The following is a 19615-nucleotide window of genomic DNA, read 5'->3' as shown; positions in this document are numbered from 1 at the left end:
AGTACCATCAGATAACTTTTCGACATCATTGGAAATATCAAACTTTCCGATGAGTCAGATCTTAGCGGTAGGTATGGTCAGGTATGGTCGCGTTAGAAATAGAGCAGCTCAGAAAAACATACGCTGGTGGCTTTGAAGCACTCAAAGGTGTCAGTTTAACGGTGGAACAAGGGGACTTTTATGCTCTCTTGGGGCCCAATGGGGCAGGTAAGTCAACGACGATTGGCATTATCACATCGCTAGTAAATAAGACTTCCGGCAAGGTGACGGTATTCGGGCACGATATCGACAAAGAATTGGAGTTGGCGAAACAGCAATTGGGCTTGGTGCCACAAGAGTTCAATTTCAATCAGTTTGAAACCGTTGAGCAAATCGTGCTCCAGCAAGCTGGCTACTATGGCGTTCCTAAAGATGTGGCGAAGCAGCGCGCTGAGAAATACCTGTCGCAGCTCGATCTTTGGGAGAAACGTAGTGAACGCGCTCGCAACCTCTCTGGAGGCATGAAGCGTCGTTTGATGATTGCACGTGCGTTAATGCATGAGCCCAAGCTGCTTATTCTTGATGAGCCGACCGCCGGTGTGGATATCGAACTGCGCCGCTCAATGTGGGACTTTCTTAAAGAGATCAACCGTCAAGGCATTACCATTATTTTGACGACGCACTATCTCGAAGAGGCGGAGCTACTTTGTCGAAACATCGGCATCATTCAGCGTGGTGAATTGATCGAGAATACCTCAATGAAAGCACTGCTGAACAAGCTACACGTAGAAACCTTCATTCTCGATATTGAAGCGGATGTGCCAGTGCCTGAGTTAGAAGGCGTCAATGCACAGCAGGTCGTCAACGGGTCGTTGGAGATAGAGATTGAAAAGACGCAAGGTCTCAATCACATCTTCACTCAGCTATCGGCTGCCGGCATCAAGGTGCTATCTATGAGAAACAAAGCGAACCGACTTGAAGAGCTGTTTGTCTCTATTGTTCGTGAACAGGCGGAGACGAAATAATGAATATGTACGGCTTGTATTGGACAGCGTTTAAGAGCCTGCTTACCAAAGAAATTAATCGCTTTACGCGCATTTGGGTTCAAACACTGGTGCCACCTGCAATCACAATGACCCTATACTTTATTATCTTTGGTAGCTTGATTGGCTCTCGCATCGGCGAGATGAATGGCTTTAGCTACATGGAGTACATTGTGCCGGGTCTGATCATGATGTCGGTCATCACTAACTCCTACTCGAATGTGGCTTCGTCATTCTTTAGTGCTAAGTTTCAGCGCAACATAGAAGAGCTCTTGGTCGCACCTGTACCGAACTATATTATTATCGCTGGCTTCGTTATGGGGGGCGTGGTTCGTGGTCTGTTGGTTGGCGCCATCGTAACTTTGGTGTCCTTGTTCTTTGTGGACCTGCAAGTAGAGCACTGGGGCATTATCATTGCGACAGTATTTTTAACCTCAGTGGTTTTTTCGTTGGGGGGGCTTATCAATGCCGTTTTTGCGAAGACCTTCGATGATATTTCGATTATTCCAACGTTTGTGCTGACGCCTCTGACTTATCTGGGTGGTGTGTTCTATTCGATAAGTCTGCTTCCTGAGTTTTGGCAAGGCGTGTCCAAGATCAATCCTATCGTCTACATGGTCAATGCATTTCGTTACGGTTTTCTTGGTGTGTCGGATGTGGGGATTGTGACATCTTTTGGCGTACTCTTGGTGTTTATCGTGGTACTTTATGGAGTAGCCCACCATCTGGTAACAAAAGGTATTGGCCTAAGAAGCTAAGCGAGATTGCGAGAGGCTTTGGTTAATTATCTTAGTGACCAGAGACTAGCAGCAAGTCAACGATAAGTGGTGGCCTAGGCCGCCACTTTTGTTATGAGTCGAGACAAGGACGACAAATGCAACTGCCCGCAGAATTACAACAAAGCGCTCAACAGGCGTTCACACAGCTACAAGAAACTTATACTGATTTTTCTCAATGGTCTGAACAACAGCAAGCTCAACTCAAGCAAGTTGTCGCGATGAGTCAGTTTGTAAAAGACGCATTGCAAAAAGATGAGGCGCTGTTCCAATCTTTTCCAGAGATGCTTACCCACACAAGTCGCGAAGAGCATTATCGTGATCGCCTTGCCAGCGAGTTGGAATCGTGTGCTGTAGAAGCCGATGGTCATCGCGTGCTGCGCCGATTTCGTAATCGTGAGATGGCGTACATCGCATGGCGTGATTTCTTAAATGATTGGACTCTAGATGAAAGCCTTAGCCATCTCTCTATGTTGGCAGAGGCGATGATTTTTGAAACCTACCAATGGCAATATAAAGCGTGTTGCCAGGAGTGGGGGACGCCTTGCAATAGTGCGGGCGAGGCTCAACCAATGCTGATTATTGGTATGGGTAAGCTTGGTGGTGGTGAGCTCAATTTTTCTTCGGATATCGATCTCATCTTTACTTACCCAGAAAATGGCGAGACGCAAGGAGCAAGACGATCGATTGCCAACGCCCAGTTCTTTACTCGTCTTGGCCAGCGCATCATTAAAGCGCTTGACCAGCAAACCTTTGATGGTTTTTGTTATCGCGTCGATATGCGTTTGAGACCTTTTGGAGAGAGTGGCCCGCTCGTGATGAGCTATGCAGCGCTAGAAGACTATTACCAAGAGCAGGGGCGTGATTGGGAGCGCTATGCCATGGTCAAAGCGCGAGTCATGGGTAGAGAAATGTACCCTGAGTATCAAGAGCTTCGTCAAATGCTGCGACCGTTTGTGTTCCGCCGTTATATCGACTTTAGTGCGATTCAGTCACTGCGCCGAATGAAATCGATGATCAGCAGCGAAGTCCGTCGTCGTGGCTTGGGCAACAATATCAAACTCGGTGCAGGTGGCATTCGTGAGGTGGAGTTTATCGCGCAAGTGTTCCAGCTCATTCGTGGGGGACGTGAACCAAGCTTACGTGGTCGCGGTCTCTTGGAGACACTCGAGGCGATAAACACCCTCAAGCTGCTTGATGCAAAGGAAGTTGAGCATCTGCAACAGGCGTATCGTTTCTTACGTCGCCAAGAGAATTTATTGCAGGCTATGGCGGATAAACAGACCCAGACGCTACCAGATTGTCAAAGTGAGCAATTGAAACTTGCCTTTGCAATGGGGTTTGAATCGTGGGATACCATGCTCAAGCAGACTGAGCAGCACATGCTCAATGTTCACCATGTCTTCGCTAACTTGATCGGTGAAGAAGAAGATGACGAAGAGGCGGATCCTATTGCCAAGCACTTCCATGAGCTTTGGGACATGGCTGGGCGTGAGGGTGTGATTGCGCATATCCTTGAGCACGATCTTCAAGTGGAAAATCCCGAAGAAAAGCAAAATGTGATCCTTCAGTTTAAAGCCGATCTTGCCAAGAAAACACTGGGCCCTCGAGGTCGTGAGGTTCTCAATAGGCTGATGCCAAAGATCTTCAGTGCGATTTACAGTAACAAAGATGCGGAGTTTGGCTTGCCACGAGTACTGCATGTTCTGCACCGTATCGTCACTCGCACCACCTACTTAGAGCTACTTGATGAGCACCCTGCGGCGTTAACTCAGTTAGTTCGCTTGTGTACGGCGAGTCCAATGATCTCCGAGCAACTTGGGCGTTATCCTATCTTGCTTGATGAGCTGCTTGATCCGGCCCATCTCTATAATCCAGTCCCGCTTGAATCTTATAAGACGGAGCTACGTGACTATCTAGCCCGTATTCCTGAAGAGGATATGGAGCAGCAGATGGAGGCGCTAAGACAATTCAAACAGACCTGTATTTTACGGATTGCTGCCGCAGACATTGCAGGCGTGCTACCCGTCATGAAGGTGAGCGATCACTTGACCTATCTGGCGGAAGCCATCGTGGAAGCTGGGATCAACCAGGCCTGGCAGCAAATGGCGGCGAAATATGGAGAGCCTACTCACCTCAAAGATCGCGGCAGCAAAGGCTTTGCTGTGATTGGCTACGGGAAAGTCGGAGGCTGGGAGCTAGGCTACAACTCGGATCTTGATATCGTCTTTATGCACGATTGCCCTGTTAGTGTGTATACCGATGGTAAGAAAGAGATCGACGGTCGTCAGTTCTATCTGAGGCTAGCGCAGAGAATTATCCATATTTTCTCAACGAGAACGGCGTCGGGTATTCTCTATGAAGTGGATACTCGACTTCGTCCTTCAGGCGCTTCGGGTCTTTTGGTGAGCCCAACCGATGCGTTTGATGAGTATCAACACAACGATGCGTGGACTTGGGAGCATCAAGCCTTGGTAAGAGCGCGCATGATCTATGGCGATCAGGCCCTTGAGCAGGCCTTTAGTGGGACGCGCAATGACATTCTATGTAAAGTTCGCGACAAAGAGACGCTCATAGGTCAAGTCGTCGATATGCGTGTAAAAATGCGTGACCACCTAGGCGGTAAGAAAGCTGGGCGCTTTATGCTCAAGCAGGACCCTGGTGGAATCACAGATATTGAGTTTTTGGCTCAGTATCTCGTTCTACAATTTAGCCACGAAAAGCCTAAGCTTACACGATGGTCAGACAACGTGCGTATTTTTGAGTCGATGATGGCACAAGGCGTCATGGAAGAAGAGCAAGCAATGGCGTTAACGCAGGCTTATACCACGCTGCGTGATGAAATCCATCACCGAAACTTACTGAATCTCGAGGCCGATGTGGCAGAGGATAAGTTTGAATCCGAAAAGGCGATTGTGGTTCAGGCTTGGAATGCCTGGCTAGGTTCAAAATAATTGAATCAATGTCTTTGAGTAAAACGCCATGTTTTAGTAGTGAAACCAAGAGTTGTGCTACTATCCCATCAAAGGCTTAGTCAGAAAAAGCCATAAATAGATAATGAATGAGAAGGGGCAGCGGCGCCTTCTCATACTCAATTGGAGTGAAGAAATGAAACCCATCCTACCGAATTACAGTGATTCTGGCGTATTGATTGTCGGCGATGTCATGCTTGACCGCTACTGGTATGGACCGACAGGACGAATTTCACCAGAAGCGCCTGTACCTGTAGTGAAAGTAGAAAACAACGAAGAACGCCCTGGCGGTGCGGCTAACGTGGCAATGAACATCGCGTCACTGGGTGGTCACGCTCATACCATCGGCTTGGTTGGTATGGATGAGCCAGCAAAAGTACTGACAGAGACTCTGACGTCTCTTAAGGTAAAGTGTGACTTTGTTGCGCTTCCAGACTATCCGACGATCACTAAGTTGCGTGTGTTGAGTCGTGGTCAACAGTTGATCCGTCTAGACTTTGAAGACAAATTCGAAAACACCGATCCTGAGTTAGTGCTTGCTAAGATGGAACAAGCACTGCCAAACGTGCGCTCTGTGATCCTTTCCGATTATGCCAAGGGTGCCCTTGAGCATGTTCAAAGCTATATCCAGAAGGCAAAAGCCGCTGGTGTTCCAGTGTTTATCGATCCTAAAGGTGCAGACTTTGAGCGTTATCGTGGTGCGACTCTGCTTACCCCAAACATGGCCGAGTTTGAACATGTTGTTGGTAAAGTAAAAAATGAAGAAGAGCTGATTGAAAAGGGTCATGCACTGATCGAGAAATTCGACTTTGAAGCGCTACTTGTGACTCGCAGTGAGCACGGTATGACGCTACTGCGTCGCGATCAAGAACCTTTCCATCTGCCAACGCAAGCAAAAGAAGTGTACGACGTAACGGGTGCTGGTGATACGGTTATCTCTGTACTCGCTGCCTCTGTTGCGGCGGGTAAACCACTTGATGAAGCGTGTGCGCTGGCAAATGCTGCTGCGGGTGTTGTGGTTGGTAAACTGGGTACCTCAACGCTTTCAACGATTGAACTCGCGGAAGCCGTACACGGCAGCCAAGATACAGATTACGGTGTGATCACTGAGCAAGCACTTATCGAAGCTGTTGCTAAAGCGCGCGCAAAAGGTGAGAAGGTAGTTATGACCAATGGCTGCTTCGATATCTTACACGCAGGTCACGTATCCTATCTCAATCACGCCGCAGAGCTTGGTGATCGCTTGATCGTTGCTGTAAACACAGACGAATCAGTGCGTGAGCTGAAAGGCCCTGGTCGCCCTGTTAACCCAACAGATCGCCGTATGGCGGTATTGGCTGGTCTTGGTGCTGTTGACTGGGTGGTGCCTTTCTCTGAAGAGACACCGCGCCGTTTGATCTCAGAAGTATTGCCGTCTCTGCTTGTTAAAGGTGGTGACTACAAACCAGAAGATATTGCGGGTGGTAAAGAAGTGATTGCCGCTGGTGGCGAAGTCAAAGTACTTAACTTTGAAGATGGCTGTTCAACGACGGAAATCATCGAAGCGATTAAAGGTGGTAAGGGGTAAAGCGCCTCTTACTTATTGCCAGTGACACAGATAACAAAAAGGGACGCGATAGCGTCCCTTTTTAATTCAATCGTATCAATTAGTTGTCTTTCTTAAGACCTGCATTGATGTCTACGATATCTTGCTCAGATAGAGTACCTACTGATTGGCGTAGGTTAAGTACGCTGACAATGTAATCGTAGCGAGCATCAGACAAGTTACTTTCTGCATCGTAAAGCGCCTGTGTCGCTTCTAGTACGTCAACGATAGTACGCGTACCCACATCAAAACCGGCTTTGGTTGCCTCTAGTGCTGACTCAGCAGAGATAACGGTTTGCTCAAACGCGCGAATTGCACCGATTGACGAGTTGATGTTGTTGTTATTCGCACGAACATTACGAACCACAGAGCGGTAAGTTTGCTCTAGTTGCTCACTTGCTTCAACGTAAGCGAACTCTGCTTGTTTGGTTTGCGAAGTAATGTTACCACCAGTGTATAGAGGCACAGACAGGTTGATACCAGCATTGAATGCATTGATATTCTCTGATGGACCGCCATAACGGCTGTTGTTACTGTTACGCTCGCTATCGTATCCATAACCACCGTCTAGTGTTAGCGTAGGTAGGTGACCAGAGCTTGCTAATGTAATGTTGTCTTTAGCAATATCTTGTCCGATACGTGCCGATAGTAGATCTAAGTTTTTCGACTGCGCTTCCTCTAGGAAGAAAGTCACACTTTGCTCTGGGCGCGCTGCTGAGAAGCGGTCAGTATCAAGAATATCAATATTCGTGTGTTCTTGGCCGGTGATCTCACGCAGTGCTTCGTATTGGTTTAACAGGTTGTTTTCTGCCACAACCTCATCTGCCAACACTCGGTCATACTGAGCTTGAGCATCATGTACGTCGGTAATCGCTGATAGACCAACCTCAAAACGCTGCTTAGTTTGCTCTAGCTGACGAGCAACCGCTGCTTTGTTAGCACGAACAGATTCTAGGTTGTCTTTTGAACGCAGCACTTCAAAGTACGCTTGCGCAGTACGAAGGATTAGGTCTTGTTGAGCTGCTGCATATTGCGAGTCTGCTTGACGCGCTGTTTTTTCTGCAGTGTCCAGAGTGATCCAGCTAGCACGGTTGTATAGCTCTTGAGAAAAGCCCACACCGGCAGTTAGGTTGGTACTATCTTGAGGATCAAAGTCTGATGCAGTGAAATCAAGACCTGCAGTAAGGTTGATCTGTGGTAATAGCGTTGCACGAGCAGAATTGATCGCTTCAAATGCACGATCACGCTGAGCGGCTGCACGAAGCAACTGAGGATCGTTTTGTTTAGCTTGATCGTAGATCTCTGTTAGGGAGTCGGCCCATGTTGCTGCACTTACGCTTCCTAATGCAGCTGTAATAAAGAGTGGAAGCAGTTTTTTCATTTGTCCTAATCCTGCCTAGTAATACTAATAAAGGTATGATTCACAGTTTAACTTAAAATGACCGTAATTCACTCGAAACTTTGCACTTTTTTACGCATCCTCACCAAAAATTGAGACAAATAATTAACCAGAATCAAATTTATTTTGAATTTTTACGTAAAAAATTGAACCGCGTCCTTGGTAGTCGTTGTATTCCTTGAGTAAACTATAAGATTCACTGTAACTTGAGGTCCGCTATGAGAAACGCACTACCGTCTGGTGATAAGTATACGCCCGATGATGTCGACATTGTGTCAAAAGAGACCGTTTTTAAAGGCTTTTTTGAAATGGTGCAGTTTCGCTTCAAGCATAAACGTTTTGAAGGCGGCTGGAGTTCAGTGATTGACAGAGAAATGTTTGTTCGCGGTGAAGCCGCAGCAATGCTTCCCTACGACCCCGTTCGTGACCAAGTGGTCCTAATCGAACAGATTCGGGTTGGGGCTCTAGAACATGAAAGCCCATGGCAGATGGAAATTGTTGCCGGTATTGTCGATAAGCAAGAGAGTATTGAAGAGCTCGTTTGTCGAGAAGCGGTCGAAGAAGCGGGCGTCGATGTAAAGAATCTCGTGCCAATCACGCGATACTACCCTTCTTCGGGTGGGTGCAATGAGAGAATTTCGGTTTTCGTCGGCCAGGTTGATGCGACTCAAGCGTCTGGTGTTCATGGTTTAGAGAGTGAGGGAGAAGATATTCGTGTCAGTGTCGTATCTCGAGAGCAAGCCTATCAAATGATAGAGAGCGGCGAGATTGAAAACGGTGCGTCCATCATCGCTCTACAATGGTTACAACTAAACTATCAAAAGCTAAAACAGCAATGGTAGAGGGAATTTTTTATGGCTCGTGTTGTCGATACTAATTCGTATCATGTTGATCTAGCAGAGCTAATGCGCATATATGAGACGAACTATGCAAAGCTGAATCGTCTTATTCCAACCGCTCCAGAAGTCGGGGATGTGCGCTGTTATCAAGCGGGATCGCTCACCTATCAGTTAGAGGTGAGAGAAGTGACGAAGTACACAACATTGGTTGAAATTTTCCAAGATGATGAGCTTCCTGTTTTTCCTTTGCCTAAAATGACCGTGAGGCTTTATCACGATGCGAAGGTTGCAGAAGTCTGTGATTGCGAAAACGCTTCTCGAGTTCAAGCACGATACGATTATCCCAATGCAAAAATGCATCAGAAGGATGAAAAGTTTCAGTTTAATCAGTTTTTGAGTGATTGGCTGACGTTTTGCTTAAAAAATGGCATTAGTCGAGCTCCGATTATGTATCGTAGCTAACGAAGAATTATAAGTTCAGGTTTTTAATATTTTGAAGACAACACCCAGTGATGAATCTCAGTTAAGTAGCGTTAGGTTGCTGCAATTAACGGACACGCATCTGTTTGCGCCTCATGATGGTTGCTTGCTGAGTGTTAATACCCAAGACAGTTTTCATGCCGTTGTGGCTGAGGTGATTCAACAAGGAACTCAGTTTGAAGCGCTGCTCGCCACCGGTGATATTTCTCAAGATCATACCGAAGCGTCATACCAAAAGTTTGTCGCGGGTATAGAGCCTTTGGGATTGCCTTGCTTTTGGCTACCAGGAAACCATGATTACAAACCGTGTATGAACAGTGTCGTAAGCACACCGCTCATTCAGGATGTCACCCATGCGCTTTTAGGAGCGCATTGGCAGGTTTTATTGTTGGACTCTCAAGTAGTCGGTGTCCCACATGGTCGACTTAGTGACAGTCAGTTGGATTTCTTGGAGCGTAAACTCACAGAGCATGCCAACCGACACACCTTGGTCTTACTGCATCATCATCCGCTGTTAGTCAACAGTGCGTGGCTCGATCAGCACTCTTTGAAAGATGCGCACGAGTTTTGGCAGGTAGTGGATAAGCATGACAATGTGCGTGCTGTATTGTGTGGTCATATCCATCAAGAGATGGATGTGATTCGAGAGGGCGTTCGAGTGCTTGCAACCCCTTCGACCTGTGTGCAGTTCAAGCCTAACTCGAATGAGTTTGCGCTTGATACCCGTGCACCAGGCTGGCGTGAGCTCGAGCTTTGCGCAGATGGTACGGTGAATACAGAGGTCAAACGCTTACCACATGGTTCATTCCGTCCTGATTTTAATGCGGAAGGCTACTAATGAGTATCAAAAAGCCACTACTACTTTATATTCATGGGTTTAACAGCTCGCCACAGTCATTCAAGGCGCAAGTTATGATGGACTACTGTCGCGAGCATCGACCTGATATTAAAGTAGTGGTGCCGCAAATGCCTTGCTTTCCCCAGCAAGCAGCGGAGTATCTGCAGCAACTGATCGAAGAGCATAAAAGCGAGTACCAAATTGCGCTTGTGGGCAGCTCTTTAGGTGGCTACCTTTCGACTTGGCTAAATAATCTATATGGGTTTAAAGCGGTGTTGATTAACCCAGCCGTAAAGCCTTATGAACTGTTGTTGGATTACCTTGGTGAGCAGCAGAACCCTTATACACATGAACGTTACTTTCTCGAAGCGAAGCATATTGATGAACTCAAAGCGCTAGAGGTGAATGAGCTAACTTCGCCACAGGATTTTTGGCTACTGCAGCAAGAGGGTGACGAGGTGCTAGATTATCGCCAGGCGGTGAGTAAGTATCGTGAAAGTAAGCAAACTGTTGAAGAAAATGGCGATCATAGCTTTGTGGGCTTCGAGCGATTCCCTGAACAGATAATCCGCTTCTTATCCCTGTAAGCGATGCTTTTTTCGTCTCCGCTTGAGGAGACAGTCATAATTTTCCCCCCAACTTCTGCGTGAAACTTGACAACACTGGCGTTGAGCCAGACTATGATACGTCTGTACTTGCGCGTAAGTCTCGGAACTGTGTATCAATTCACCGAGCGAACTGCGATCTTCCATCGCACACTATTTTTGCTGCTAAGTATCAATCATTATTTTGAGTAAAATTTCCGTATTATGACAGAACAATATAATGCTGGAGCCATTGAGGTTCTCAATGGTCTTGAGCCAGTACGTCGCCGACCAGGGATGTATACGGATACAGCGCGCCCAAACCATTTGGGCCAAGAAGTTATCGATAACAGTGTCGATGAAGCGCTAGCCGGACATGCCTCTAAGGTACAAGTCATTCTGCATGCCGACCAATCGTTAGAAGTTATCGATGATGGTCGTGGTATGCCCGTCGATATTCACCCTGAAGAAAAGATCTCGGGTGTTGAACTGATTTTCTGTAAGTTGCACGCTGGTGGTAAGTTCTCGAACAAGAACTATCAATTCTCGGGCGGTTTGCACGGTGTTGGTATCTCTGTAGTAAACGCATTGTCCAAGCGCGTTGAAGTTGCCGTACGTCGTGACGGGCAAGTGTATGAGATGGCGTTCGAGAACGGTAATAAGGTTCAAGAGCTGACGGTCACTGGCACTTGTGGTCGACGTAATCGCGGTACTAGTGTTCACTTCTGGCCAGATGCGAGCTACTTCGATTCTGCTAACTTCTCTGTTACTCGACTGGTTAACAACCTCAGAGCGAAAGCGGTTCTTTGTCCTGGATTAGAAATCACCTTCAGCGACAAAGTGAACGGTAAAGACTACAAGTGGTATTACGAAGATGGTCTAAAAGACTATCTAGCGGAAGGCGTCAAAGGTTATGCCGTACTGCCTGAAGCACCGTTTACCGGTGAATTCTCAGCGGAAACGGAAGCGGCAACTTGGGCGGTCATTTGGCAGCCTGAAGGTGGTGAGATGATCACCGAAAGCTACGTAAACTTGATCCCGACTGCTCAGGGTGGTACCCACGTAAATGGTCTGCGTCAGGGCTTGCTCGATGCGATGCGTGAGTTTTGTGAGTTCCGTAACTTGCTGCCTCGTGGCGTTAAGCTTACCGGTGATGATGTTTTTGAGCGTTGCTCGTATGTCTTGTCTATTAAGATGCAAGATCCGCAGTTCGCGGGTCAAACCAAAGAGCGCCTCTCGTCTCGCCAATGCGCAGCATTTGTCTCCGGTGTGGTTAAAGATGCGTTCAGCCTGTGGCTAAACGAAAAACCTCAACTTGCTGAGCAGCTTGCTGAAGTCTGTATTGCTAATGCCCACCGCCGAATGCGTGCCAGTAAAAAGGTGGTTCGTAAGAAGGTCGCTTCAGGTCCTGCACTGCCAGGTAAGCTGACCGATTGTTCACAGCAAGATCTTAACCGTACAGAAATCTTCTTCGTGGAGGGTGACTCGGCGGGTGGTAGTGCCAAACAGGCGCGTGATCGTGAGTTCCAAGCGGTGATGCCACTGCGCGGTAAAATCCTTAATACCTGGGAAGTCTCGGCTGACCAAGTGCTTGCATCACAAGAAGTGCATGATATCTCCGTGGCGCTTGGCATTGACCCTGATACCGAAAACCTTGAAGGTCTTCGCTACGGTAAAGTCTGTATCCTTGCCGATGCGGACTCGGATGGTCTGCATATTGCCACGCTGCTTTGTGCCCTATTTACTAAGCATTTCCGCTCACTGGTTGCTGCTGGTCACGTCTATGTGGCGATGCCTCCTCTGTATCGAATTGACTGTGGTAAAGAGGTGTTTTACGCCCTCGATGATGACGAGAAAGATGGCATTCTAGAGCGTCTTAGTAAGAAGAAAGCAAAGATCAACGTTCAGCGATTCAAAGGTCTAGGTGAGATGAACCCGCTTCAACTGCGCGAAACCACGATGGACCCGAATACACGCCGTTTGGTGCAACTGACCATTGATGATGACGAAGCTACCAATGAAATGATGGATATGCTGCTTGGTAAAAAGCGTGCGGACGATCGTCGTAGCTGGCTACAAAACAACGGTGACATGGCTGAGGTATAACAATGTCGACTGAAATGTCTTTTGATGGCGTAGAACAGCTGCCTCTGCGAAAGTTCACTGAAGACGCCTATCTGAATTACTCAATGTACGTGATTATGGATCGTGCATTGCCTTATATCGGCGATGGTCTAAAACCTGTTCAGCGCCGCATTATCTATGCGATGTCTGAGCTGGGTCTGTCCGCATCGGCGAAGTACAAAAAATCGGCACGTACCGTTGGTGACGTGTTGGGTAAATATCATCCACACGGTGACTCAGCCTGTTATGAAGCCATGGTACTAATGGCCCAGCCATTCTCTTACCGTTATCCGCTGGTGGATGGTCAAGGTAACTGGGGTGCGCCGGATGATCCGAAATCGTTCGCTGCGATGCGTTATACCGAAGCAAAACTGTCTAAGTTTGCTGAAGTACTGTTAGGTGAGTTAGGTCAAGGCACGGTCGAGTGGCAGCCAAACTTCGACGGCACCATGAAAGAGCCGAAGATCCTACCTGCACGATTGCCGCATATCTTGCTGAATGGCATCACCGGTATCGCCGTTGGTATGGCAACAGATATTCCGCCGCACAACGTTCGTGAAATTGCCGACGCAACGATCCATCTTATCGATAAGCCAAAATCTGAGCTTGCCGAGGTCATGGAGTTTGTGAAGGGACCTGACTATCCAACGGAAGCTGAAATCATCTCACCGCAAGCCGACCTCGAGAAAATCTATCGTACCGGTCGCGGCAGTGTGAAAATGCGTGCAGTGTGGCATAAGGAAGGCTCTGAGATTGTCATCACAGCGCTGCCACATCAGGTGTCTGGCGCTAAGCTGCTTGAGCAGATTGCTAACCAAATGCGTGCCAAGAAACTGCCAATGGTAGATGACTTGCGCGATGAGTCGGATCACGAAAACCCAACGCGTATCGTCGTGGTACCGCGCTCAAACCGTATCGATTGTGATCAGTTAATGAACCACTTGTTCGCATCGACCGATCTTGAGAAGAACTTCCGCGTAAACCTCAACATGATTGGCCTCGATAACCGTCCGCAAGTGAAAGGTCTGCTGCAGATCTTAACGGAATGGATTGAGTATCGCCGTGAGACCGTACGCAAGCGTCTTCAATATCGCCTAGACAAGATCCTTGCTCGTTTGCACATCCTTGAAGGTTTGTTGGTTGCTTACCTAAACCTAGATGAAGTGATTGAAATCATCCGTACTGAGGATGAACCAAAAGCGGTGTTGATGTCGCGCTTTGGTATCACGGACATTCAAGCGGATGCGATCTTAGATACCAAGCTTCGCCACCTGGCTAAGCTGGAAGAAATGAAGATCCGTGGTGAGCAGGAAGAGCTTGAGAAAGAGCGCGAGAAGCTAGAGAAGCTGCTTGGCTCTGAGCGTCGTATGAACACGCTACTTAAGAAAGAAATTCAAGCGGACGCGGATAAATACGGTGATGACCGTCGCTCTCCAATCGTTGAGCGTGCAGAAGCGAAAGCGATGACTGAGCGTGACTTGGTACCAAGTGAACCAATCACGGTTGTTCTGTCTGAAAAAGGCTGGATTCGCCACGCTAAAGGTCATGATGTCGATGCGAGTGGTCTCAACTATAAAGCGGGTGATAAGTACCTTGCCTCAGCACGAGGTAAGAGTAATCAGCCAGCGGTCTTCCTCGGAAGCGATGGCCGAAGCTACTCGCTCGAGTCACACTCTCTACCGTCAGCACGTAGCCAAGGCGAACCAATTACAGGTCGACTAAACATTAATGCGGGCTCAAGTATTCGTCAGGTCGTGATGGGTGAAGAGAGCCAGCTTTGGTTGGTCGGCTCAGACGCGGGCTACGGTTTTGTTTGTAAAGGCAGTGACTTATTGTCGAAAAACCGCAGCGGTAAGGCGTTAGTAACCTTGCCTCAAGCGGCGGAAGTCATGACACCTGCAATGGTTGGCGATCTTGAGTCCGATGAGATTTTGGCGATTACTAACCAAGGTCGAATGCTGCTGTTCCCAATTAAAGACTTGCCACAGCTTGGCAAGGGCAAGGGTAACAAGATTATCAATATTCCGTCAGCGAAGGCTAAGGCGCGCGAAGAGTTTGTTTCGCATCTGATGGCGCTGCCTCAAGGTACATCAATCACCTTGTATGCCGGTAAGCGTAAGTTAGGGTTGAAACCAAGTGACCTAGATAACTTCCGAGGCGAGCGCGGTCGTCGTGGCGGCCTGCTACCAAGGGGTCTGCAGCGTGTGACGCGTATTGAAGTTGAAGGCAATGACGCACAAGAGACGCCGACTGAAGAATAAATTCAGTAGGTAATAAAAAACCTCCGACTTGTCGGAGGTTTTTTTATGGTTATAGCTTTATACGCGGCTTATTCTCGGCTGTCTTCGCCTACCGTGATCGGTAAGGTAATCTCTTTACCATCACGAAGCAGCTTGGCTTCTACTGTGGTACCCGGTCTTAAATCGGTAACCAAATCGAGCACACCCTGACGTCCGTTAAGCTTATTGCCATCAATCATCAAGATAATATCCTGGACTTGAATACCCGCTTTTGCTGCAGGTCCTTCGGGGTCTAGGCCCAGTACGATAATGCCACCAATATGCTCGTTTCCTAGCAGGCGAGCCGTCACAGAATTAATGTCTTGCCCATCAACCCCGATGTAACCACGAATCACACGTCCATCCGCTATGATCTTTTCCATAATCTTGCTTGCGAGCGGATAGGGAATAGCGAAAGAAATGCCGTAGGTCTCAAGGTCAGTGGCTTGCTGGAATGAAGCGGTATTGATGCCAACCAGTTCACCACGTGTATTAACTAAAGCGCCACCGGAGTTGCCCTGGTTGATCGCGGCATCAGTCTGGATAAAGGCTTGAATGCCACCTGCACTAATCGAAGAGCGACCTGTTGCCGATATGATGCCAAATGTGGTCGTTTGCCCGAGGTTGTAGGGATTACCAATGGCGAGAACCACATCGCCTACCTTAGGCGAGTAACTTGGGTTTAGCGGGATAACGGGCAGGTTGCCACCTTCTATTCGCAACACAGCGATATCAGTACGTTGGTCTTTACCAACTAGCTGGGCCGCTGCCACGCGTCCATCTTGCAGCGCGACGATGATTTGGTCTGCGTTAGCGACAACGTGATAGTTGGTAATGATGTACCCTTTGTCGCTGACAATAACCCCTGAACCCAATCCTTGAGTCGCGAGTGTTGTGCGGTCACTCTCTTTATACTGACGACTGTAGATATTGACCACGGCAGGGGCCGCTTTACGGACTGCTTGGTTAAATGAGATCTGTTCGGTCGTATCATACTCAGGTTGAGAAGCGAGATTATTCGGTATGATGTTTTGTCTGAGGGAAGGAACCGCAAGTAGCACGAGTAGCGCTGTAATGAGACCCATAGATACAGAGCGGATGAGAAAGTTCAGCATTGTTCCCTCTAGTTGAATCGGAATTTGAGCTGCTATGTCGGAATTCGCAAACGGTTACCTTCTTAACTTAGTATTATCTGAGAGTCAAAACGAGATAATTTTTTGATACTAACCGAAAAAGTTCTGATAAGCACAGCTGTGGTGCAAAGGATATCATTTCTGCTGCAGATAATAAAAGAGCAGCCTCTATTCGGCTGCTCTATGACACAAAATTAACTCAGTCTATTTGTCGTTAACGCACAACGAGGTAAATGGTCCTCTCACCACGCTGTATGTTTAGAGCAAGTACATCAGGTTTCTTCTCTAGGATCTTACGCAGTTCACCCACGTTTTTCACTCGAGCGCGGTTAACACCGATGATAATGTCACCTTGTTGCAACTCATATTGAGCCGCCGGTGAGCCTTCCTCGACAGATTTCACTTTGACGCCCTCAACTGGGTCGCTGCTGTCGGTGTTGGCAAACTCTGCACCTGTTAAGCCTTCGTGAAGTTTGTCGGCTTTGGTGATGGTCTTCGCTGCCTCTGATAATGTCACATCGTAGGACTTCTCTTTGCCGTCGCGAACGATACCAAGTTTAACGGTTTTACCAGCACCTAAGGTGGCGACTTTTGCTCTAAGCTCGCTAAAGGTAGAGATCTTCTTACCGTTAACAGAGACAATGATGTCACCGGCTTCAAGGCCCGCTTTGTCCGCAGCGCTATCAGGAATGACTTGGCTAACGAATGCACCTTTACTGGAGTTGTAACCCAGCGCCTCCGCGAGTTCAGAGGTGACTTCTCCACCTTGTACACCTAACATGCCGCGTTTCACTTCGCCAAACTCAATGATCTGGTCTGTGAGGTTTTTCATCATGTTAGATGGAATCGCAAAGCCAATCCCCACGTTACCACCGTTAGGACCAAGAATCGCAGTGTTGATGCCGATGAGCTCACCATTAAGGTTCACCAACGCGCCACCAGAGTTACCACTGTTGATCGCAGCATCTGTTTGAATGAAGTTTTCAAAGTTTTCTAGGTTGAGCCCGCTGCGCCCAAGGGCTGAAACGATACCTGAGGTAACTGTTTGACCGAGTCCAAATGGGTTACCAATTGCAACGGTAAAGTCACCGACGCGAAGTTCGTCAGAGTCCGCGACCTTAATTTCGGTGAGGTTCTTGGCACCATCGACCTTTAGCAGCGCGACGTCTGACATTTCATCGCCGCCAACCAGCTCAGCATCGAACTCACGTCCATCGCCAAGTTTGATACGAATCTCTTCCGCACCATTAATCACGTGGTAGTTAGTGACAATATAGCCTTTGTCCGCATCGACAACGACACCAGAGCCGAGACCTCTAAACGGTCGCTCTTGAAGCTGTTCGGTTGGGAAGTCAGGGCCGAAGAAGAAGCGAAACTGCTCTGGCAATTGCTGTCGAGAAACTTGTGTACCCTCCACTGCAATACTGACGACAGCGGGTGTCACCTTTTCCAGCATAGGGGCTAGACTAGGGAGCTGTTCGCCGTTTACGGACAGCGGTAATGCAGCGGTTGCAGGTAGTGGGGCGATGATTGCACTCAGACTTAACGAAAGGACAGTTAATGCAAGTACTGGTTTTTTCATCATAAAACTCCTCTTTGGATCAGTAAGGTTTATGACTCAACGAAAGTTGTAAAGTTCATCCTGAATGTAAAAACGGCCAGTAATTTATCCAATTACTGGCCGTGGTAACTTGTCTACTAAGACGCTTTTGCTGTTGTCATGGGTTCTTGTACAACAGATTCTTGCCCGACAGCTTCGGGCGCTTCAACGACTTCTTTCTTTTCTTCAGTAAGAAGTCCAGTCGCACCGTTAACATAATCTTTCGGTGGATGCTCAACCTCAGCGTTGGCTTCGATGGTTTCCACATTATGCTCGGCAATCTTCTTAACGAAAGGATTGTCTTGCTCTGGCAAGTTAGGCATCAGCTCAGTCGAGGTCTTTGCCATGTGTTGATACAGTTTTGTGTAATCCTTACCCAGTGTATCAAGCATCTCTGCGGTTTGAGCAAAGTGGTCTGAGAGTTCTTGACGTTGCTGCTCAAGCGCAAACTTTGCGGATTCAAGGTCTTTTTGTAGCGTCTTTTGCTTCTTGTATTGTGGAGTAGTTAGTCGGGAAATTACGATTCCGAGAATAGCACCAACTAGCAAGCCGACAATGGCATATATCCAAGGCATAACAGCTCCTTTATAATGATTATTAACATGCGCGTTACCAAGCGGTTACACACGTCGTTTAGCCATGTTACTATGAGATTTAGAGCCAATAAAGCAAAAATACGTGCTCTCCAGCCCTTGGATCAGTGTTGCGAGTAATCCATGACGCCCATAGAAAGATACGAACATGATATAAAAATGAATGGTTTTCAAGCAGACCCAGCCCAGCGGGCTGCTGTGGAAGCCTTAGATAGGTTGCATCATCAGTTTAACGATTACTTACAGTTTGAAGCGCCTGCGCTATCAATGATGCAAAAACTGCTAGGTAAGAAGCCTGAAGAAGCGACGCCACCGCAAGGTCTCTATTTTTGGGGAGGAGTAGGGCGCGGTAAAACCTACTTGATGGATGCGTTTTTCGATAGCTTACCGACCACGAAAAAGATGCGTGTCCACTTTCACCGCTTTATGTATCGAGTTCACGATGAACTCAAACAGCTTGGTGATGTGGAAAACCCACTTGAGAAAGTTGCCGATAGGTTTGAAGCTGAAGCGAAGATTATCTGTTTTGATGAGTTTTTTGTTTCGGACATAACGGACGCCATGATCTTAGCGACGCTGTTACAAGCACTCTTTAAGCGTGGTGTTGTACTGGTCGCTACCTCTAACATCCCTCCTGAAGACCTGTATCGTAATGGCCTGCAGCGCGCTCGATTCATGCCTGCAATTACCCTTATTCAGAGTCAATGTGTGGTGCTGAATGTAGATAGTGGTATCGATTATCGGCTTCGAACCCTGGAACAGGCCGAAATCTATCATTTCCCATTAGATGAAGCCGCAAACCAAAACCTAGAGCGTTACTTCAATCAACTGGTGGTGGATGATCGCGTTCACGAAGCAAGTATTGATATCAATCATCGCGATATTGAAGTCTTTGCCGCTGCCGATGACGTCTTATTTGCCAGTTTCGCGCAGCTTTGCCAGACCATGCGCAGTCAAAATGACTACATTGAGATGTCTCGAATCTACCACACAGTGCTGTTAGCCGATGTTAAGCAGATGGATGCCAAGCTAGATGATGCTGCAAGGCGGTTTATTGCTTTAGTGGATGAATTCTATGAAAGACGGGTAAAACTCATTATTTCTTCAGAGGTACCACTGGAAGAGCTGTACACCCAAGGTCAATTGGAGTTTGAGTTCAAGCGCTGTATCTCGCGACTTACAGAGATGCAAAGCCATGACTATTTAGCTTCAGAGCATCTACCTTGATGTTTTTGGTAAATTTGTCCAAAAAATAGATGATTTTTTCCTCGAGCTTCTCTATAATCCTGCGACCCACCGTTACTGCAGGCGAGTTTCTTCAAACTTTTTGAGGAACGATGCCGAGAGTTTCAACACTCGAAGGGGTGATGTATGGGCTCTTAGACAGTGGG

General features: G+C 47.7%; 15 protein-coding genes. 11 read left to right on the top strand and 4 right to left on the bottom strand.

Annotated elements, in window-relative coordinates:
• Nucleotides 1-83 precede the first annotated feature (83 nt).
• The 4 genes from AC6I8U_RS14065 (at nt 84) to hldE (ending at nt 6337) form a co-directional block, all read left to right on the top strand.
• The gene (locus tag AC6I8U_RS14065; RefSeq protein ID WP_042475882.1) at nt 84-1004 is read left to right on the top strand and encodes an ABC transporter ATP-binding protein; all 921 of its coding nucleotides are present in this window, start codon (nt 84-86) and stop codon (nt 1002-1004) included.
• A 5-nt stretch (nt 1005-1009) separates the two neighbouring features.
• Nucleotides 1010-1780 carry an ABC transporter permease gene (locus AC6I8U_RS14060; RefSeq protein ID WP_042476118.1) on the top strand — a complete coding sequence of 257 codons (771 nt, stop codon included), beginning with the start codon at nt 1010-1012 and terminating at the stop codon, nt 1778-1780.
• Nucleotides 1781-1896: 116 nt separating this feature from the next.
• Nucleotides 1897-4752 (top strand): bifunctional [glutamate--ammonia ligase]-adenylyl-L-tyrosine phosphorylase/[glutamate--ammonia-ligase] adenylyltransferase, encoded by a 2856-nt coding sequence (glnE, locus tag AC6I8U_RS14055; RefSeq protein WP_498017204.1) that lies wholly within the window; start codon nt 1897-1899, stop codon nt 4750-4752.
• A gap of 154 nt (nt 4753-4906) precedes the next feature.
• The gene (gene hldE / locus AC6I8U_RS14050) at nt 4907-6337 is read left to right on the top strand and encodes a bifunctional D-glycero-beta-D-manno-heptose-7-phosphate kinase/D-glycero-beta-D-manno-heptose 1-phosphate adenylyltransferase HldE (RefSeq protein WP_042475885.1); all 1431 of its coding nucleotides are present in this window, start codon (nt 4907-4909) and stop codon (nt 6335-6337) included.
• Between the two features lie 79 nt (nt 6338-6416).
• On the opposite strand, the gene tolC is transcribed toward hldE, so the two are convergent.
• Entirely contained in the window at nt 6417-7736 is a 1320-nt protein-coding gene (gene tolC, locus AC6I8U_RS14045) for an outer membrane channel protein TolC (protein WP_234494561.1), read from the bottom strand.
• A gap of 236 nt (nt 7737-7972) precedes the next feature.
• Here tolC and nudF point away from each other — a divergent pair, with 236 nt between their 5' ends.
• From nudF to parC, 6 genes are all read left to right on the top strand, one after another.
• Complete coding sequence (gene nudF / locus AC6I8U_RS14040) at nt 7973-8596, top strand: ADP-ribose diphosphatase (protein WP_394152911.1); 624 nt, start codon at nt 7973-7975, stop codon at nt 8594-8596.
• 12 nt (nt 8597-8608) lie between these two features.
• Entirely contained in the window at nt 8609-9055 is a 447-nt protein-coding gene (locus tag AC6I8U_RS14035) for a DUF1249 family protein (protein ID WP_042475892.1), read from the top strand.
• 31 nt (nt 9056-9086) lie between these two features.
• Entirely contained in the window at nt 9087-9911 is an 825-nt protein-coding gene (gene cpdA, locus AC6I8U_RS14030) for a 3',5'-cyclic-AMP phosphodiesterase (RefSeq protein ID WP_498017203.1), read from the top strand.
• Nucleotides 9911-10498: an esterase YqiA gene (yqiA, locus tag AC6I8U_RS14025; RefSeq protein WP_498017202.1), complete on the top strand. Its 588-nt coding sequence runs from the start codon at nt 9911-9913 to the stop codon at nt 10496-10498. The genes cpdA and yqiA overlap by 1 nt, the downstream gene beginning before the upstream one ends.
• A 222-nt stretch (nt 10499-10720) precedes the next feature.
• Nucleotides 10721-12601, top strand: a complete 1881-nt coding sequence (gene parE / locus AC6I8U_RS14020) for a DNA topoisomerase IV subunit B (protein WP_042475898.1) — start codon at nt 10721-10723, stop codon at nt 12599-12601.
• A gap of 2 nt (nt 12602-12603) precedes the next feature.
• Nucleotides 12604-14880 (top strand): DNA topoisomerase IV subunit A, encoded by a 2277-nt coding sequence (gene parC, locus AC6I8U_RS14015; protein WP_498017201.1) that lies wholly within the window; start codon nt 12604-12606, stop codon nt 14878-14880.
• A gap of 68 nt (nt 14881-14948) precedes the next feature.
• Here parC and degS read toward each other — a convergent pair whose 3' ends face one another.
• The 3 genes from degS to zapG form a co-directional block, all read right to left on the bottom strand.
• Nucleotides 14949-16013 carry an outer membrane-stress sensor serine endopeptidase DegS gene (gene degS, locus AC6I8U_RS14010; protein WP_498017200.1) on the bottom strand — a complete coding sequence of 355 codons (1065 nt, stop codon included), beginning with the start codon at nt 16011-16013 and terminating at the stop codon, nt 14949-14951.
• A gap of 232 nt (nt 16014-16245) precedes the next feature.
• Nucleotides 16246-17613 (bottom strand): Do family serine endopeptidase, encoded by a 1368-nt coding sequence (locus tag AC6I8U_RS14005; RefSeq protein ID WP_498018368.1) that lies wholly within the window; start codon nt 17611-17613, stop codon nt 16246-16248.
• Nucleotides 17614-17729: 116 nt separating this feature from the next.
• Nucleotides 17730-18206: a Z-ring associated protein ZapG gene (zapG, locus tag AC6I8U_RS14000; protein WP_252013366.1), complete on the bottom strand. Its 477-nt coding sequence runs from the start codon at nt 18204-18206 to the stop codon at nt 17730-17732.
• 141 nt (nt 18207-18347) lie between these two features.
• On the opposite strand from zapG, the gene zapE reads away from it, so the two are divergent.
• On the top strand, nt 18348-19451 hold the full coding sequence (zapE, locus tag AC6I8U_RS13995; protein ID WP_498017199.1) for a cell division protein ZapE: 1104 nt from the start codon (nt 18348-18350) through the stop codon (nt 19449-19451).
• Nucleotides 19452-19615: the final 164 nt, after the last annotated feature.

Source organism: Vibrio sp. KUL80 (genome assembly GCF_059725495.1).
Note: the sequence above shows the minus strand (reverse complement) of the source record. Positions and strands in the feature narration are given on the sequence as shown.